The organism is Luteolibacter sp. Populi (assembly GCF_040801775.1).
Taxonomy (GTDB): domain Bacteria; phylum Verrucomicrobiota; class Verrucomicrobiia; order Verrucomicrobiales; family Akkermansiaceae; genus Haloferula.
In genome coordinates this window covers 517,448-533,176 of record NZ_CP161812.1, presented here as the reverse complement: position 1 = coordinate 533,176, position 15,729 = coordinate 517,448, and the positions used below count along the sequence as shown (strand labels likewise).

Sequence of the window (15,729 nt, the reverse complement as noted above, 5' to 3'; positions counted from 1 at the left end):
TTCCAAACACTTCGTTTAGAAATTAGTGCTTAGTCATTAGTCATTTCCTGCATATGCCCGCCTACTACCTCGAAGCCCTGACCGTCACGCTCGGCATTGCCCTGCTGATGCTGGAGGCATTCGTCCCGCTCGCCTCGAAGAAGATCGTCGGCATCTCGGCCGCGGCAGGCCTCGCTTTCATCCTGATCCTGTCCTTCTTCGCCATCGGGCCCGATGCCAAGCCAGCGGCGGCTTGGGCAAAGTGGGAACTGTGGAACTTCTACCAGTACGATTCGCTCGCACGCTTCTACAAAGGCTTCGCTCTCGTCTGCACCATCTTCGTCGTGCTGATGTCGGTGGACTTCCGCTCGATCCTCGCGCGCTTCACCGATGAGCCCGGGACCGAGAAGGGCACCGGCGAATACTACGCGCTGCCGGTCTTCGCCTGCGCCGGGATGATGTGGATGGCCTCCGCCAAGGACCTCGCCGGAGCCTTCGTCGCGCTCGAACTGGTCACCATCACCTTCTACATCCTGGTCTCCTATCTGCGCCGCAATGTCGGCTCGCTGGAAGCCGGGGTGAAGTACCTGATCCTCGGCGCGCTCAGCACCGGCTTCCTGGTCTACGGCATCGCCTGGATTTACGGCGCGACCGGCACGATGAACCTGGCCGAGATCGGGGCGCGGCTCGTGCCCCTTGGCCATGGCGCGGTTTCACAGCCCTCGCTGCTCTTCGGGATCGCGCTCATCCTGATCGCGCTCGGCTTCAAGATCGGTGCCGTGCCGATGCAGGTCTGGATCCCGGATGTCTATCAAGGCGCTCCCACCCCGACCACCGCCTTCCTTTCGGTCGGCTCGAAGGCAGCGGGCTTCATCCTGCTGATCCGCTTCCTCACGCCCTTCATGCAGCCCGATTCACCGGTGGCGGCCAAGGTCACGCTGATGCTTGCGATCATGGCCGGGGCCACCCTGATCTACGGAAATCTCGCGGCCATCGCCCAGACGAACTTCAAGCGCCTGCTGGCTTACTCGTCGATTGCCCACGCCGGGTTCCTCGTCCTCGCGCTCGCCGCGTGGAGCGAGACGAGTGCCGCGTTCCTCAGTTCTGCAAACACGGTCTCGTTTTACCTCGCCACTTATCTGCTCATGACCTTGGCGAGCTTCTTCATCCTCGCCCAGATCCGCATCCAGGACGGCAGCGAGGAGATCGATGCCTTCAACGGCCTCGGCAAGCGCAACCCGGTGCTGGCCCTCGGCCTCACCGTGATCATGGCTGCCCTCGCCGGCGTGCCGCTTACCGCGGGCTTCATCGGCAAGTTCCTCGTCTTCTACCTCGCCGCCCAAGCTGGTCTCTGGTGGGGCATCGTGCTGGCGGCAATCGGAGCCGCCGCCGGGTTCTACTATTACTTCAAGATCATCCGCGCCGTCTGGTGGGAAGCGCCCAAGGCCGACGCCAAGCCGCTGGTGCTGCCGCAGATCACACGCTACTGCGTGGTCGGCCTGACCGTCGCCGTGATCGTCATCGGCGTCTGGCCGGAGCCGGTGTGGATGTTGCTGCAGTAAGGAGGCTTCCAGGAAGCAATTGAGGCCGTGGCTCTTCACAATGCGCTTGCCTAAGCCTGCGCTTCCCGATGCGCTCTGCGCCATGGACTATGGTCGTGCCCGGTGGATGAACCTCGTCGCAACGGCGATCCTCATCACCGCGGCGATCGCTTTCGTGGCGTTTCACCTCCTCAAGATGGTGACCTATGCGAACCCGCTCCACGAACCTAGTCAGGTCGAGCGGGGCTGGACCGTATGGATCGGGATCCTTTTCTACTTGAAGCACCCTGATCTCGATTCCGAATCCATGATCATCGTCTCGGCTCTTCTCGCTGCCACGGTGATGATCCTGTCCGCACCCTTCCTGCTGCCTATACTGAGCAGGTCCCGCGTCTCCTGGTGGGTTGCTGCCATGTGTTCCGGCGTGGCGTTGGCCGGGATCGGTTTCTTTTTGACCTTCGGTTGGGATAATGAAAGCAGCCGTCCCGGCCCCGGACTGCTCTGCCTGCTTGCCGCTCTGATCCTGAATTTCACCGGGCTTCTCTTCATCCGACGCAAGACTCAGGGCGAGACCTCCGTCGATCCGGTGTAGGCGGCACACCCCGCCATTGCACGCGCGCGCGCCTCTGCTAGAAATCCCCCGTGGCCGATCAAGGTGATGTCAGGGCGGTTCTGGAATACGTTCCGCGGTTTCGCGGGAAGATCTTCGTCGTGCTGATCGAGGCAGGCTTGCTGCCTGAACCGGCCATCGCCGAGACGCTGCTCGATCTCGCCGCGATGGAGGATGTCGGAGTGAAGCTGATCCTCGGCGTCCTTGGCGGCGACATCAAGGACCTCTACGACTGGACCCTCGAGTGCGAGATCCTGGCCGCACGACTCCCCCGCCCGCTTGGCGAGCCCGGAGCGATCGAGGAAGCGAAAGCGATCCTGGCACGTGGTCAGACCGTGGTGGCCGATGCTTCCTTCCAGAGCCCGCTCGATCCGAAGGTGGTGGATTTCACCCTGGGCATCGGCGCGGTGAAGCTGATCGCCCTGTTAGAGGAAGCCATTCTCATCGATGGCGAGCCCGTGCCTGCGGTCCGCGCCTCCGAGGCCGAGGCGCTTGCGGGCTCCGGCACGGTGACCGGCGACCATCTCCTGCTCGCCGCTGCCGAAGCCTGCCGCCGCGGAGTCCCGCGTGTGCATGTCCTCAACGGTCGACGCCAGGGCGTGCTGGTGGATGAACTGTTCTCGAACGAAGGCGTCGGCACCATGGTCCACGCCGACAGCTACCGCGAGATCCGCCCGCTGCGGGAAGAGGACATCCCCGAACTGCTCGGCATGATCGGCCGCTCCGTGCGACGCACCAAGCTGCTGGCCCGAACCTACGAGGACATCGAAGCCCATCTGGAAGAGTATTACGTCATGGCCATCGACGACAACGTTGTCGGCTGCGTGGCCCTGCACGAGTATCCCTCCGAACAAACCGCGGAAGTGGCCTGCCTCTACGTGAAGCTCAATCACGAGGGCCGGGGGTATGGCGTCGATCTTGTCCATCATGCGGAGAAGATCGCCCGGCAGAAGAGCATACCGCGGCTGTTTGCGCTCACCACCCGCGCTGCGGATTTCTTCGAACACCGGGTCCACTACACCCTGCGCGACGCCGCGGTGCTACCAGCGAACCGGCGCAAGCTGCTCGAGGATAGCGGACGGGATTCGAAGGTGTTTGAGAAAGATCTCAGCTGATTTGCATTAGTGCCTCGGAATCGATTGATTAAGCCCCCAACGCCGTCCCCATGAGCAAGGCATTCGAAGCAATCGACCGACTCAAGAGCGAGTGGGACACCCTCCAACCGCTTGCACTCGAAAATGAACGGCGCTTGTGGCAGAAGCTGCGGCTTGAATGGAATTACCATTCGAACCACATCGAAGGAAACACTCTCACATATGGTGAGACTGCCCTGCTGCTGCTTCATGGCCAGACGCATGGAGATCACTCAATCCGGGAATATGAGGAGATGAAGGCCCACGACATGGGCATCGAGCATCTCCGTTTTCTTGCCGCGGATCGAGCCCGTCTCATTGGTGAGACCGACATCCGGGATTTGAACCGGATCATCCTCAAAGAACCTTTTTGGAAGCCAACCCGGACTACAGAAGGCCAGCCCACCCGCTCCAAGGTTTTTCCTGGCGAGTACAAGACTCTTCCCAATAGCGTCATCACCGCCACGGGCGAACTCTTCGAGTATGCTCGTCCGATCGATGTCCCGGCCCGGATGCAAGCTGTCGTTGAATGGCTAGCTACATCGCTGGGGGAAAGATCGCTGCACCTCCTTCAGATTGCAGCCAAGCTTCACCATGATTTCGTTCTAATTCATCCCTTCGACGATGGCAATGGCAGGGTCTCCAGAATGCTGGTGAACTATCTCCTGCTTCGGGAAGGCTATCCGCCGCTCATCGTTCCAACCGGTGAGAAGAACTCCTACCTGACCAGCCTCCGGCTCGCCGATGCCGGGGATCTTGGCCCCTTGTCGGAGTTCCTTGGAACGCAGCTTGAACGATCCCTCAAGCTAGCAATCAAAGCCGCCAAGGGTGAAAGCATCGAAGAGCCGAGTGACGTGGAGAAACAGGTCGCGCTCTTCGTCCGAGGCGAGCAAGCAAGAAAAAAGGAACTCGGCTTGCCCACGGGTGAAGTCCTAGGCCAGTTGGCAGAGACCAGTTTCTATCCTTTCATCGCGGAACTTGAGCGAAAGCTGGACGGCTTGAAACCCCTCTTTTCGAAGTGCAACGTAGTCACCGAAAATCTACGCGGAGCGCGTGCGTTTGGAGCAGGGGTCTCAAGGCAAGAAATCGAGTTTCAGATTCCGGGCGGACAGATCCTGATGAGCTTCCGGTTCCTCGGTTACAGGGGTGAATCTTCGACCCCGTTTGACCACACCTCTGTCGTCGGAATCCATTTCCCGCCAGGGAAGTACACGATCACTCAGGATGGAAACGTTCTCGTTTCAAAACCCTATACCGAGCCAATCCTGAACGAGGAAATCGATCAGATTACCGCCCGCATACTGGCCAAGATATTTGGAGTCATTCGTGGCAAGGCCAGTCCGAGGGAGTAGCTCACGCCAGGATCTCCCCGACCACCTTCGCCGCTTCCACGCCCGTTAGCTTCTGATCCAAGCCGCGGTAAGGAAATACCAGCTTGTTGTGATCAATCCCGAGGCGCTCCAGCATCGTTGCGTGGAGGTCGCGGAGGTGCACCGGATCCTTCGTGATATTCCAGCAGAAGTCGTCCGTCTCTCCGTGCACGTGGCCGGGCTTGATCCCCGCACCGGCGAGCCAAAGCGAGAAGCAGCGTCCGTGATGGTCGCGGCCGGAGGAGGGTCCCCCGAGCTGGCCCTGCGAATAGACGGTGCGCCCGAACTCGCCGCCCCAGATCACCAGCGTGTCGTCCAACAAGCCCCGACGCTTCAGGTCCATCACCAGCGCGGCCGAGGGCTGATCGGTGTCCCGGCATTGGTTCGGCAATTGCCGGGTGATCGCGACGTGCTGGTCCCAGCCGCGGTGGAAGAGCTGGATGAAGCGCACGCCGCGCTCCGCCAAGCGCCGCGCCAGCAGGCAATTCGCCGCGTAGGTGCCGGGCTTGCGGACCTCCGGACCGTAGAGTTCGAGGGTCTCCGCGGACTCGCCTGTTAGATCGGTCAATTCCGGCACGGAGGCCTGCATGCGGAAGGCCATTTCGTAGGCGTGAATGCGTGCCATGGTTTCGGGATCCGCGGCCTGCTCGCCGAAGCGGGTGTTCAGCGTCGCAAGGTCGTCCAAGGTCGAGCGCCGCTGTTCGCGGCTGATGCCCGGCGGATTATCGAGATAGAGCACCGGTTCCTTGCCCGCGCCCAGGATCACGCCCTGATGCTGCGAGGGCAGGTAGCCGCTGCCCCAGAGCCGCGAGAAGATCGGTTGGTCCGGGTTCTTGCCCGTGCCCTGCGAGATCATTACCATGAAGGCCGGGAAATTCTTGTTCTCGCTGCCCAAGCCATAGCTGACCCAGGCACCCGCGGAGGCGTGGCCGAGTTGCATCGATCCGGTGTTCGCCAGCGTGATCGCGGGGTCATGGTTGATCGCCTCGGTGTGCATCGAGCGCATCACGCAGATCTCTCCCGCGATCTTCTGCGTCCACGGCAGCAGGTCGGAAATCCACACGCCCGCGGGACCGCAGCGCTTGCCCGGAGCGATTGGTTTCAGAACCGGAAAGCTCGATTGGCCCGAGGTCATGCCGGTCACGCGCTGGCCCGCGCGCACGGAGTCAGGCAGGTTCGTGCCGTGCAGCTTCTCGAGCGCATCCTTGCCGTCGAAGAGGTCCATGTGCGAGGGCCCGCCGGACTGGAACAGGAAGATCACCCGCTTCGCCTTCGGGGCCACCGCCTTGAACATCTCCGGGCTCACTTCCTCGCCTCGGGCCGCCATCGCCATGCCCTCCGCGAGCAAGGTGTGCAGCGCGATCCCGCCGATCCCGCCAGCGGAACGACCGAGAAAGGCGCGACGATCTAACAAGAGTGGTGCTTTCATCGCGATCAAGGGCGGGTCAGGGTTTCGGAAAGGTTCAGCAGCAGCGCGCAAGTCTGCGTCCAGGCGGCATGTTCCGCAGGGTCGAGCGTGGCCTCCCGCGGCGATTCGCCGATGGCCAGCAGGGCATTCGCGGCGGCAAGGTCCGCACGGTAACGTCCGCGCTCGCGCTCCAGCGCGCCGCGCAAAACAGCAAGTTCCTGTTCCACCGGCGCGCGGCCGGTCGCGCGCAGGAAGCCATCCTTCAGCTTGGCTTCGTCATCGCCGCCGGCTTTTGCCAAACGCACCGCAAGCGCCCGCCCGGCCTCGACGAACTGCGGGTCATTCAATGTCACCAGCGCCTGCAGCGGCGTATTGGTCGAGGTCCGTCCAATCGCGCAGACTTCACGATTCGGTGCGTCGAAGATGCCCAGATTCACCGGTGGTAGCGTGCGCTTCCAGTAGGTGTAGAGGGAGCGCCGGTAGAGCTTCTCGCCATGGTCCTGGACGAAGGTCTGCGAGGTCGCGGAGCTCGATCCATAGTGCGAGATCTGCCGCCACAAATCCCCGGGCTGATAGGGCTTCACGCTCGGCCCGCCGAGGCGCTCGACCATCAGGCCCGAAAGGTAGAGCGCCTGATCGCGGATCTGCTCCCCGCTCAGGCGGAAGCGCGGCCCGCGGGCCAGCAGTTCATTGCGCGGATCCCGCTTCAACAGCTCCGGCGATGCCACGGCGCTCTGCCGGTAGGTCCGCGAGGTCACAATCCCGCGGACCAAGCCCTTCACATCCCAGCCCTTCTCGATGAAGTCCGTGGCCAGCCAGTCTAACAACTCGGGATGGCTTGGCAGCGTCGACTGCATGCCGAAGTCCGCGGACGAAGAAGCCATCCCCTTGCCGAAGAGCGCTTCCCACACCCGGTTCGCCTCCACCCGCGAGGTCAGCGGATGATCCGGCTGCGTCAACCAGCGCGCGAGATCCAGGCGGTTCAGCTCGCGGTCCGCCGGCTCTGGCAAGGGCGGCAATGATCCCGGCGTGCCCGGCTTCACCACCTCCCCCGGCGATGAATAAACCCCGCGATCCAGGATCCGCGTCACCCGCGGCTTCTCCGCTGTGTTCATCACCATCACCGCATGCGCCTGCGTCAGCACCGCGAGACGTTCCTCCAGATTCGCGATGCGGTAACGCAATGCCGCCGTCGCCGGAGACTTGGCGCGATAGTATCCCTCGATCTGCGCGAGCTGTTCCGGCGTCCGTTGCGCCGTGCCCGCCTTCAGGATCGCGGTGATCTCCGCAGGATGCGGCGAGCCATCATCCGCGCCGCCGAAGGCATGGATCCGGAAGCGCGCCGGTGAAGCGCTCGCGCCGAAATTGAACATCAGCTCGGTGGTCAGATAAGGCGTCACGCCGGGATCGACAGGACGGCCGAAGGTCACCGTGAGATGCTGCGGCGTGGTCGATCCCGTCGGCGGTGCCCAGCCATTGGTGGGCGTGGTGTCCCGCACGCGCTCCGGGCCGTAGCCCTCCTGCGAGGCGCTGGCGGAGATCCGCGCCATCGGCAGGCTCGCGTTCAGGTCGACATTCAGCGCCGGGAAGGAACTCGCCGAAGTCGTGATCGTGCTCAGCACGAGGTTCTGCTCCAAGCCGCCCGCGCCGGAGAAGCCGAGCTTGCCCTTCGCCGCCTCGGTCGGCACGAACTCGACCCGGATGCCCTGCACCGGCTGGCCATTCTGCGGCAAGCGGCACATGACGTTGTAAGCGGCATAGTCGCCACCGCCGATCGAAACCGAGCCATCCTCCTCGAGCTTGATCCGCTCCGGATTCCCGTTGGGCGAGGTGGCCGATTCCGCTATCAAGGGCGTCAGCTTGAAATCCTTGCCCGCCTTCGTCAGATCCTCGTGCTCCACGGCTTCCCATGCCGCCAGTCCTGCGGGATCCGGCTGTGCCAGCGAGGCCTCCGCTTGCCCCAACTCCGCACGAATCGCCGCGGCCTCCGTGTCCGTGGCCAGGCAACTCTTCGCCTGGATCGATGGCCGCGAGTTATTGCCGCCATCACCATCGTGCGCCGCATCGCCCACGGTATTGAAGAAGGCGTAGAAGCGGTAGTAGTCCCGCTGCGATACCGGGTCGAACTTGTGGTCGTGGCACTGCGCGCACGCCATCGTCAGCCCCATGAAGACCTCGGAGCTCGTCTTCACCCGGTCGGCCACGTAGTTGACCAGGTTCTCCTCCGCGATCGTGCCGCCTTCGTGGGTGTTCGCATTGTTGCGGTTGAAGCCGCTCGCCACCTGTTGCTGCGGGTCCGCATCCGGCAGGAGATCACCCGCCAGTTGTTCTGTTAGAAAGGTGTCGTAGCGCTTGTTGTCGTTGAATGCCTTGATCACCCAATCCCGCCACAGCCACTGGTGGCGGCCACCGTCGATCGAGTAGCCATTGGTATCCGCATAGCGCGCCGCATCCAGCCAGGCCACCGCCTGCTGCTCGCCGTAGCGCGGCGATGCCAGGAGGCGATCCACCTGCCGCTCGTAGGCGCCCGGCGCGGTATCGCCCTCGAAGGCCGCCAGCTCATCCGGCGTCGGCGGCAGGCCTGTTAGATCGAAGCTCGCCCGCCGCAACAAGGTCGCCCGGTCCGCTTCCACCGAAAACGCCAGCCCCTCCTTGGCCAGCCTCGCCCCGACGAAGCGGTCGATCGGATTCGCATCCGTCCCCTCCGGCAGCGGCACCTTCACCGGAGCCTTGAAGGCCCAGTGCTCCTCGTACACCGCCCCTTCCGCGATCCAGCGCTTCAGCAGGTCCCGCTCCGCCAGCGACAGCTCGCGATGGCTATCTGCCGGCGGCATCAGCTTCTTCGCGCTCTTGTGGAAAATCCGCGCCACCAACGGCGATTCCTCCGGCTTCCCGGGCACGATCGCCGGCTTGCCCGATTCCCCGCCCAGCGCCGCACCCTCGGCGGAATCGAGCCGCAGTTCCGCCTCCCGCGCATGCTCGTCCGGCCCGTGGCAAGTGAAGCAATTCTTTGAAAGCACGGGCCGCACATCCTTATTGTAAGACAGTCGCTCCTCTCCCCGCGCCATCGGCACGATCAAGCTCACCAGCACACACAAGGGTTTCCGCATCATCAGGTTTACGTCACTTTCGTCTGCAATCCTTTCCTTGGGAATCCGATAGTTCCCGCAAGCTGGAAGCGGGCGCTGCAGACTGCACTTCCCTCCTTGCGGCCCCTGATCCCCTGCCCTTGACTACCGAGGCCCACGAACCCTTGGCAACTTTTCATGAAACTCAAATTCTGCGGTGCCGCCGGCACCACCACCGGCTCCCAGCACCTGCTGGAGATCAATGGCACCCGCATCCTGCTCGATTGCGGACTCTATCAGGGCCGCCGCGATGACAGCTACCAGGTGAACTGCTGCTTCCCGCACTTCAACCCGAAGGAGATCGACGTCGTGGTCCTCTCCCACGCCCACATCGACCACAGCGGCAATCTGCCGAACCTCTGCAAGCAGGGCTTCACCGGCAATATCTACTCCACCTTCGCCACCCGCGATCTCTGCCAGATCATGCTCGCGGACAGTGCCCACATCCAGGAGCAGGATACGGAATACCTCAACAAGGACCGCGCCAAGGACGGCCTGCCGCCGGTGAAGCCGCTCTACGTCCGCGAGGATGCCGAGCGCTGCCTCCGCCAATTCGTCACGCTCAACTACGAGCGCCCGATGCCGATCGCCGATGGCGTCACCGTGACCTTCTATGATGCCGGCCACATCCTCGGGGCGGCGCAGGTCCTGTTAGAAGTCATCGACAAGGCAGACGGCGACAAGAAGAAGCGCTTCCTCTTCTCCGGCGATATCGGCCGCGGCGGCAATGAAATCCTCCGCGATCCCGCCGTGGTCCGCGATGTCGACTTCGTGCTGATGGAGTCCACCTACGGCGGCCGCGAGCATGAGCTGCCCACCGGTGCGAGCGATGAATTCGGCGACATGCTCAATGCCGCCCTCGCCCGCCGCGGCAAGGTCATGATCCCGGCCTTCGCCGTCGAGCGCACCCAGGCGATCCTCTACATCATCCACCAGCTCTTCCGCACCGGCAAGGTCCAGCCGGTGCCGGTTTATGTGGACAGCCCGCTGGCCGTGAATGCCACCGAGATCTTCCGCATCCACCCGGAGTGCTTCAATGAGACCGTCTACAAGTTCCTCTTCGAGGAAAGCGATCCCTTCCAATTCCCCGACCTGCACCTGATCCGCGCGGTCGAGGACTCGAAGAAGCTCAACGAGGTCCCCGGCCCATACATCGTCATCTCCGCCTCCGGCATGTGCGAGGCCGGGCGCATCCGCCATCACCTCAAGAACGGCCTGGGCGATCCGAAGAACACCGTCCTCTTCGTCGGCTACTGCGCGGAACACACCCTCGGCCGCGCCATCCGCGATGGCCGCCCGGAGGTCAATATCTTCGGCAAGCCGGTCAAGGTCCGCGCCCACATCGAGGCCATCGATTCCTTCTCCGGCCACGCCGATCACTCCGAGCTGTTAGACTGGTTCCACCGCATCACCGGCCCCAAGAAAAACGTCTGGCTGATCCACGGCGAACCGGAGCGCGCGAACTCCCTGCGCGCCGCCCTGGCCGAGCAGCACGACGGCGCGATCGGTGTCGCGGTGCTGGGGGAGTCGGTCGAAATCTGAGATTCTAACCAGAGTCGCCCAAGCCATGGATCGTGCTCCCGAAATCAGATTGTCCGGGCTCATGGATCCGGCCCAGGTGGACGACTATTTCGCCAGTGCCATGGTGGATGTGGCGTATGTGGTCTCCACCGGCCCTGACAGCGCGGATATCGTTGCCGACTGTTCCGACCACCTTCGCAATCCCGAGGGCCGCGAATGGCTGCGAGGTATTCTGCAAAGTGCATTAGCCGATTGTGGGGAGATTCATGCCGCGATCTCTTTTCTCTAAAATAGTATCCTGATCGGCCCTCTCACCGCCCCCGCCTCGCCGTTTGACAGGAAACCAGAAAACCAGCAAACTTCCCTCATGAAAGCGACTTTCGATCTTCCTCCAGAGCTCCTGCGCGAGATCAAGCTCCGCGCTGTTCACGAAGGTCGCAAGCTTAGGGATTTGGCTGCGGATCTACTCCGCCGTGGTCTCGCGGCACCAGCCTCAGTCCCGCCACCCTCGGGCAAGGCCCGCATTGAAAGCCAGCCTAGCGGTCTCCCGGTCGTCCACGGCTCAACCGATGCTCCTGCGCTCCGTATGTCTGCTGCCGAGCTGACTGCTCTCGAACAAGCCACCCTACACCAGGAGGATCTCCAGCGCCTTGGCCACCCTCTTTGATTCCGGCGTCTGACTGGCTCTGACCTTCTCGGCTCACCCGCATCATTCCCGCGCCGTCGCCACCCATGCGGATGCGACGTCAGAAAAGCCTGCCTTTTTCTGCCGCGCCACCCAGCAGAGCTTCCTCCGCCTCGTCACCACGCCCGTCATTCTCAAGGCCTACGGCGCGGAGGGCCTGACGAATCGCGAAGCACTCCAAATCCACGAATCGCTTTCCCGGCGTCAGGAGATCGCTTTCTTGGAGGAACCAGCAGGCATTCAATCCCTCTGGTTCGACCTCGCCGCTTTGGACTCGGCTTCCGCCAAAGTCTGGATGGATGCCTACCTCGCCGCCTTTGCCATCCGACACGGTCTCACGTTCGCGACTCTCGATGGTGACTTTCGGAAATTCGAAAGCCGGGGCCTCAAGCTCCGCCTTCTGACACCCTGAGCCGAAGCCGCGGGGGCGCGCCCGCCCGATGCGTGTATGGGAAAAGACGACGCTCCCGTCGGCCACCGTCGCAAGTCCTCGTCTTGACATCCATCGCAATAGTGTTCTAATGAACACACATGCAAGACGACCTCGATATCCCTTGGAAGCGCTACCGCCGCGAAAAGATCTCCCGTGAGGCCCTTCCCCCTCAACCCGTGGCCGCATGGTATCGCGGGCCCAATCCGCGCTTCCCCCGCCCCGGCGCGATCCCGACCAACATCATTCAGCTCCCCACCGCTCCCGCAACCACCGACCGCGAGGATGATGAAAGCCTCCCGCGCTAAAGCCCCCGCCGCAGCCGGTTCCGCCGCTCAGGAAACCGCCACTGCGCCCCAGTTCGCCCCGCCGCGTTGTGCCGGATCCCCTGCGAAGTGCCGCATCGGAGATTGGGAATACCCCGCCTTCATCTTCGAATGGTGGGGCCTCGGCGGCGTCCAGCGCTACCAACCCGGCCGGGATGACCCCTTCGACACCGAATCCTTCGACCCTGCCCAACCCGTCTGGCTCTTCGAACGCAGCCCTCACCCTGCCGCCAAATTCAGGCACGGCCACCCCTGCGACGTCTGGAAGCGCATCGCCTAAGGAGCAGCGACCTTACTGTCGCTGGCACAGGACCGGCGCACAGGAATAGGAATGCCCCGCTCCCTTTCAGAGTTTCCTCACCCCATCTTCAGCCGCTTGCGCAGATCGTCCATCGCGGCGATCCATTCGGGATCTTCTTCCCATAGCTCGGGCAGTTCGGAAGGCGGGCGCTGGATGCGATCGAGCGCGTCCAGTGACATTTTCACCAGGCTATCGGGAGCTTCCAACGCGTGGGCGGTCACCCACTCGGCGATCTTCTCGGTGTAGGCATCCACCGGCGCGGCATGGCCGCGGAGGAAGGCCACCACTTCCGCCGCCGCGATCGCCTCGCAAGCTGCGTCCGAGTCCAGGTAGTCATCTCCCGCGTCAAGCACGACCTGAAGGGTGGATTCGAGGAAGGAGAGGTCGTCGTGATCCTCCAGGTCGCAAGCCCAGTCGTTCGCCGTGTCGTTCCCGAAGCTCGTGGCATCCCATGCACCCATGATCGTCGTGTGTTGATTGGTTGATTTGATGGACCGCGGCGAAAGGCTCCTCGGCCGCTCCCCGATCCATCCTCAAAGCATGCGCGAAGCAAAGCGTCCATGACAACCGCCGAGAATGGCACCCGCTCCTGAGAGGGCCCCGTCGGCTACTAGCGCTCCTTTGCCTCGGGCGCATCTCCCTGCCCCTGTCTCCGGATCAGGTCTTCTGTGAAGCGATCATAATCCTCGGGAAAATCCCGGTTCATCGGGAAGAGGTAGCGGCGGGTCAGCCAGAAGGAAAGCTGCGGGTCGAAATCCGAGTCCCCTCCCGAGCCCATCGGGTGAGACAGCAGCGCCTGCTTCGCGAGATCCCATTCATCCACGCACTCCAGCGCCTGCCATGCGGGATCATTCCAGCGACCTTCTCCGGCGGCACCCGCCGCCCGGTAAGCCGCCACGATCCGCTCGAGCGCCTCGCGGTTGCCATTCAAGGAGTAGTCATAGGCACACAGTGCCATATCCATCGCGGGGTTCGCCCTGAGTTCCGGCCGTGCCAGCAGGTCTTGAAATCCCGGGTGTTTCTCCGCACCGGCCCGCATCAACAAGCCGGTCAGCTTCCATTCATTCTCCCCTCCATTGTCCAGCATCCGTCGGAGTTCCGAGGGATTGAAGGGCTCCAAAAGATCCCTCATCGCCGCGTTTTCCAAGCTGCCCTCCACCCAAATGGCCTTGAGCCGCGGATCCTCGCGCAGCGCCTCCCTTGCCCGCCGGGTTGCCGCCCGTTCGGCGGCATGGGGATCATTCGTCGGTGCGCGTCCATCGCTCTTCGCGGCGCGAGAGGCTGCGGAATCGCTTCCCTCCCGTGGGGATTCGGCGGGAAACATCCACAGGATGATGCCGGCGATCACCACGCCGAGGCATGCCAGGAAGGCGATGGATGAGCTGCGCGGTTTCATCGCTTACTCCTTCGTCCGCCCCGTCACCTCCCGGAAGCGCTTCTCATACTCCGCGTGGTTCGTCTTCATCAGGCGGTCCCAGACATTGAAGTAGAGCCCGTAGTTCCCGCGCAGCTTCTCGTGGTGCATCGCGTGGTTGGTTGGGGTGTTCAGGATCTTGCCCAGCCAGGAATCCATCAGCCAGCGCGGGTAGATCTCGAAGCCCGTGTGGCCCAGGATATTGTGGATGATCTGCCACAGCATGAAGATCCCGAAGGCCGCCGGATGCATCGGCATGATCACCAGCACCAGCGGGAAGATCAGCGCCTGCACCAGCGCCTCCGCCGGATCGAAGGCATAGGCCGCCCACGGGCTCGGATTGTGGGACAGGTGGTGCACCCGGTGGAAGTAGCGGAAGAGCTTGCGATGATGCATCAGCCGATGGCTCCAGTAGAACCAGGTGTCGTGGATCACGATCGCGCACACGACGCTGCCCCAGAACCACGCCACCGGATACTCCCCGCGCTTGAAGTAGATCTGCGTCCAGCCCTCCTTCGCCAGCACGATGGTCAGCACCCCCACCGCCGCGAAGATCAGCATCGAGCTCGCCGAGTAAATCATCTCCCGCCGGATCTCCGAGCCCGCCGGCAACTTCCGCACCACCTTCCGGTGCTTCCAGCGCCGGTAGAAGATCCGATACGCCAGCAAGGACACGATCCCCGCCAGCAGCGCATACCGCACCGCCAGCGAGAACGAGGTGCGCGAGACCGACTGGAAGAACTCCAGGAGGGGGTCGAGCAGGGGTGGGTTACTCATGGTTGGAGCTGTATCAGTGAATCCAAGGCAACAGGATTCTGACACTCAGCAGAAGCAAGGTCCAGTTCATGGTCGGACTACTACAACACTGCGGCTGCCCGCGCGGATTTTCCGCTTACCTGAAAAGCTCATTAAACGGAACGTAGGGGCGACCAGTCTCCACTGCCCACCTGTCCTTCCGATCCAAAAGCTCGGAAAGAGGAACCTCCCGTTGCAGGCATTCATTCAAATCGCCGCCGTCCATGCAGATCACCTTCTTACCTCGCCCAAACGCATCCAATCCCTCCGCAGTGAATCCACTATAGCTAATGAATAGACCTCGAGCCCACGACGCCTTCTGATCTAATTTACCTTGGAAAACATGCAGATCGGCCGCTCCTGTCGGTTGAGCCTGCCATTTTGCTTCTACGAGATACGTATGGGCCGCGAGGATGAAACTGCCGTCAATCTGTTCGCCTCGAATCCTAAAGGGTTCCTTAGCATTTAGGCCAAAAGAGTCGAAAAGCTCCTTTAGAAATTTTTCAAACGCGTAGCCTTTCGCTTGGGGATCGAGTTTGAAAATTTCCCACAAAGCGCTTTTGAGACGGACAAAATGCTCTCGAGCAAACGCCTGAATCGGGGGTGAACCTCGCCCTGAAAAGTCTTCATTCTTTGAACCATTCAACCGGGCCACCAATTCCAGCAAGCGACCCGCTGCATTCACGACACTCTCAGCCCCTCCATTCTGCTGACGCAACACTTCGCGGTATTCCCACAACGCATTTATCGCTCGTGTAGCAGCGAGTAAATCAACTGTCCTAAGAAAACACCTCAGACGCTTCGCCTTGGATCTTCCATCTGCAGAATACGCAGGATCATCAATATCGACATTCAGTTCGTCCGCGAAGAACTCGCGCATGGTCCTGTCACTAAAATCGAGGACGTAGCCTCCGCCCATCTGGAAAACCTCATCCAGAAAACGCATGTCGATGGGTCGAATGTTACTCACGCAGAGATCTGGATTTTTGGTATCCGTGGCGAGAGAGAAAAGGATTTGTAAGCCTGGATTGTCGAGCAAAGAGACTCACGTCGAATCAATGATCTGGGTCTTTGCCAGAGTTGGCAAT

Annotated in this window: 15 protein-coding genes; 9 read left to right on the top strand and 6 right to left on the bottom strand. The window is 62.2% G+C overall.

Annotation, left to right across the window (positions count from 1 at the left end; translation table 11 throughout):
* The first annotated feature begins 53 nt into the window (after nt 1–53).
* The 4 genes from ABWK72_RS02090 (at nt 54) to ABWK72_RS02075 (ending at nt 4,615) form a co-directional block, all read left to right on the top strand.
* Complete coding sequence (locus ABWK72_RS02090; RefSeq protein WP_367873123.1) at nt 54–1,541, top strand: NADH-quinone oxidoreductase subunit N; 1,488 nt, start codon at nt 54–56, stop codon at nt 1,539–1,541.
* 106 nt (nt 1,542–1,647) lie between these two features.
* A complete protein-coding gene (locus ABWK72_RS02085) occupies nt 1,648–2,112 on the top strand; it encodes a hypothetical protein (protein ID WP_367873122.1) in 465 nt (154 codons plus the stop codon).
* Nucleotides 2,113–2,162: 50 nt separating this feature from the next.
* Nucleotides 2,163–3,245 (top strand): GNAT family N-acetyltransferase, encoded by a 1,083-nt coding sequence (locus ABWK72_RS02080; protein ID WP_367873121.1) that lies wholly within the window; start codon nt 2,163–2,165, stop codon nt 3,243–3,245.
* A gap of 50 nt (nt 3,246–3,295) precedes the next feature.
* The gene (locus ABWK72_RS02075; RefSeq protein WP_367873120.1) at nt 3,296–4,615 is read left to right on the top strand and encodes a Fic family protein; all 1,320 of its coding nucleotides are present in this window, start codon (nt 3,296–3,298) and stop codon (nt 4,613–4,615) included.
* Between the two features lies 1 nt (nt 4,616).
* Here ABWK72_RS02075 and ABWK72_RS02070 read toward each other — a convergent pair whose 3' ends face one another.
* Nucleotides 4,617–6,062 carry a DUF1501 domain-containing protein gene (locus ABWK72_RS02070; RefSeq protein ID WP_367873119.1) on the bottom strand — a complete coding sequence of 482 codons (1,446 nt, stop codon included), beginning with the start codon at nt 6,060–6,062 and terminating at the stop codon, nt 4,617–4,619.
* A 5-nt stretch (nt 6,063–6,067) separates the two neighbouring features.
* Nucleotides 6,068–9,154 carry a PSD1 and planctomycete cytochrome C domain-containing protein gene (locus ABWK72_RS02065; protein WP_367873118.1) on the bottom strand — a complete coding sequence of 1,029 codons (3,087 nt, stop codon included), beginning with the start codon at nt 9,152–9,154 and terminating at the stop codon, nt 6,068–6,070.
* Nucleotides 9,155–9,307: 153 nt separating this feature from the next.
* Here ABWK72_RS02065 and ABWK72_RS02060 point away from each other — a divergent pair, with 153 nt between their 5' ends.
* The 5 genes from ABWK72_RS02060 to ABWK72_RS02040 all read left to right on the top strand — a co-directional run bounded on the left by ABWK72_RS02060 (nt 9,308) and on the right by ABWK72_RS02040 (nt 12,411).
* Nucleotides 9,308–10,711, top strand: a complete 1,404-nt coding sequence (locus ABWK72_RS02060; RefSeq protein ID WP_367873117.1) for an MBL fold metallo-hydrolase RNA specificity domain-containing protein — start codon at nt 9,308–9,310, stop codon at nt 10,709–10,711.
* A 61-nt stretch (nt 10,712–10,772) separates the two neighbouring features.
* Nucleotides 10,773–10,979 (top strand): hypothetical protein, encoded by a 207-nt coding sequence (locus ABWK72_RS02055; protein ID WP_367873116.1) that lies wholly within the window; start codon nt 10,773–10,775, stop codon nt 10,977–10,979.
* Between the two features lie 391 nt (nt 10,980–11,370).
* A complete protein-coding gene (locus tag ABWK72_RS02050) occupies nt 11,371–11,787 on the top strand; it encodes a TA system VapC family ribonuclease toxin (RefSeq protein ID WP_367875308.1) in 417 nt (138 codons plus the stop codon).
* Nucleotides 11,788–11,906: 119 nt separating this feature from the next.
* Nucleotides 11,907–12,113 carry a hypothetical protein gene (locus ABWK72_RS02045; RefSeq protein ID WP_367873115.1) on the top strand — a complete coding sequence of 69 codons (207 nt, stop codon included), beginning with the start codon at nt 11,907–11,909 and terminating at the stop codon, nt 12,111–12,113.
* Nucleotides 12,094–12,411 (top strand): hypothetical protein, encoded by a 318-nt coding sequence (locus tag ABWK72_RS02040; RefSeq protein WP_367873114.1) that lies wholly within the window; start codon nt 12,094–12,096, stop codon nt 12,409–12,411. Before ABWK72_RS02045 ends, ABWK72_RS02040 begins: the two co-directional genes overlap by 20 nt.
* 77 nt (nt 12,412–12,488) lie before the next feature.
* Here ABWK72_RS02040 and ABWK72_RS02035 read toward each other — a convergent pair whose 3' ends face one another.
* From ABWK72_RS02035 to ABWK72_RS02020, 4 genes are all read right to left on the bottom strand, one after another.
* Nucleotides 12,489–12,893: a DUF4259 domain-containing protein gene (locus ABWK72_RS02035; protein WP_367873113.1), complete on the bottom strand. Its 405-nt coding sequence runs from the start codon at nt 12,891–12,893 to the stop codon at nt 12,489–12,491.
* A gap of 149 nt (nt 12,894–13,042) precedes the next feature.
* The gene (locus ABWK72_RS02030; protein WP_367873112.1) at nt 13,043–13,828 is read right to left on the bottom strand and encodes a hypothetical protein; all 786 of its coding nucleotides are present in this window, start codon (nt 13,826–13,828) and stop codon (nt 13,043–13,045) included.
* Nucleotides 13,829–13,831: 3 nt separating this feature from the next.
* Nucleotides 13,832–14,623, bottom strand: a complete 792-nt coding sequence (locus ABWK72_RS02025) for a sterol desaturase family protein (protein ID WP_367873111.1) — start codon at nt 14,621–14,623, stop codon at nt 13,832–13,834.
* A gap of 115 nt (nt 14,624–14,738) precedes the next feature.
* A complete protein-coding gene (locus ABWK72_RS02020) occupies nt 14,739–15,587 on the bottom strand; it encodes a restriction endonuclease (RefSeq protein WP_367873110.1) in 849 nt (282 codons plus the stop codon).
* Nucleotides 15,588–15,729: the final 142 nt, after the last annotated feature.

Coding starts and splice junctions, on each gene's coding strand:
- ABWK72_RS02090 (WP_367873123.1), top strand. CDS start 54: ATGCCCGCCTACTACCTCGAAGCCCTGACCGTCACGCTCGGCATTGCC.
- ABWK72_RS02085 (WP_367873122.1), top strand. CDS start 1,648: ATGAACCTCGTCGCAACGGCGATCCTCATCACCGCGGCGATCGCTTTC.
- ABWK72_RS02075 (WP_367873120.1), top strand. CDS start 3,296: ATGAGCAAGGCATTCGAAGCAATCGACCGACTCAAGAGCGAGTGGGAC.
- ABWK72_RS02070 (WP_367873119.1), bottom strand. CDS start 6,062: ATGAAAGCACCACTCTTGTTAGATCGTCGCGCCTTTCTCGGTCGTTCC.
- ABWK72_RS02065 (WP_367873118.1), bottom strand. CDS start 9,154: ATGATGCGGAAACCCTTGTGTGTGCTGGTGAGCTTGATCGTGCCGATG.
- ABWK72_RS02060 (WP_367873117.1), top strand. CDS start 9,308: ATGAAACTCAAATTCTGCGGTGCCGCCGGCACCACCACCGGCTCCCAG.
- ABWK72_RS02055 (WP_367873116.1), top strand. CDS start 10,773: ATGGATCCGGCCCAGGTGGACGACTATTTCGCCAGTGCCATGGTGGAT.
- ABWK72_RS02045 (WP_367873115.1), top strand. CDS start 11,907: ATGCAAGACGACCTCGATATCCCTTGGAAGCGCTACCGCCGCGAAAAG.
- ABWK72_RS02040 (WP_367873114.1), top strand. CDS start 12,094: ATGAAAGCCTCCCGCGCTAAAGCCCCCGCCGCAGCCGGTTCCGCCGCT.
- ABWK72_RS02035 (WP_367873113.1), bottom strand. CDS start 12,893: ATGGGTGCATGGGATGCCACGAGCTTCGGGAACGACACGGCGAACGAC.
- ABWK72_RS02030 (WP_367873112.1), bottom strand. CDS start 13,828: ATGAAACCGCGCAGCTCATCCATCGCCTTCCTGGCATGCCTCGGCGTG.
- ABWK72_RS02025 (WP_367873111.1), bottom strand. CDS start 14,623: ATGAGTAACCCACCCCTGCTCGACCCCCTCCTGGAGTTCTTCCAGTCG.
- ABWK72_RS02020 (WP_367873110.1), bottom strand. CDS start 15,587: ATGCGTTTTCTGGATGAGGTTTTCCAGATGGGCGGAGGCTACGTCCTC.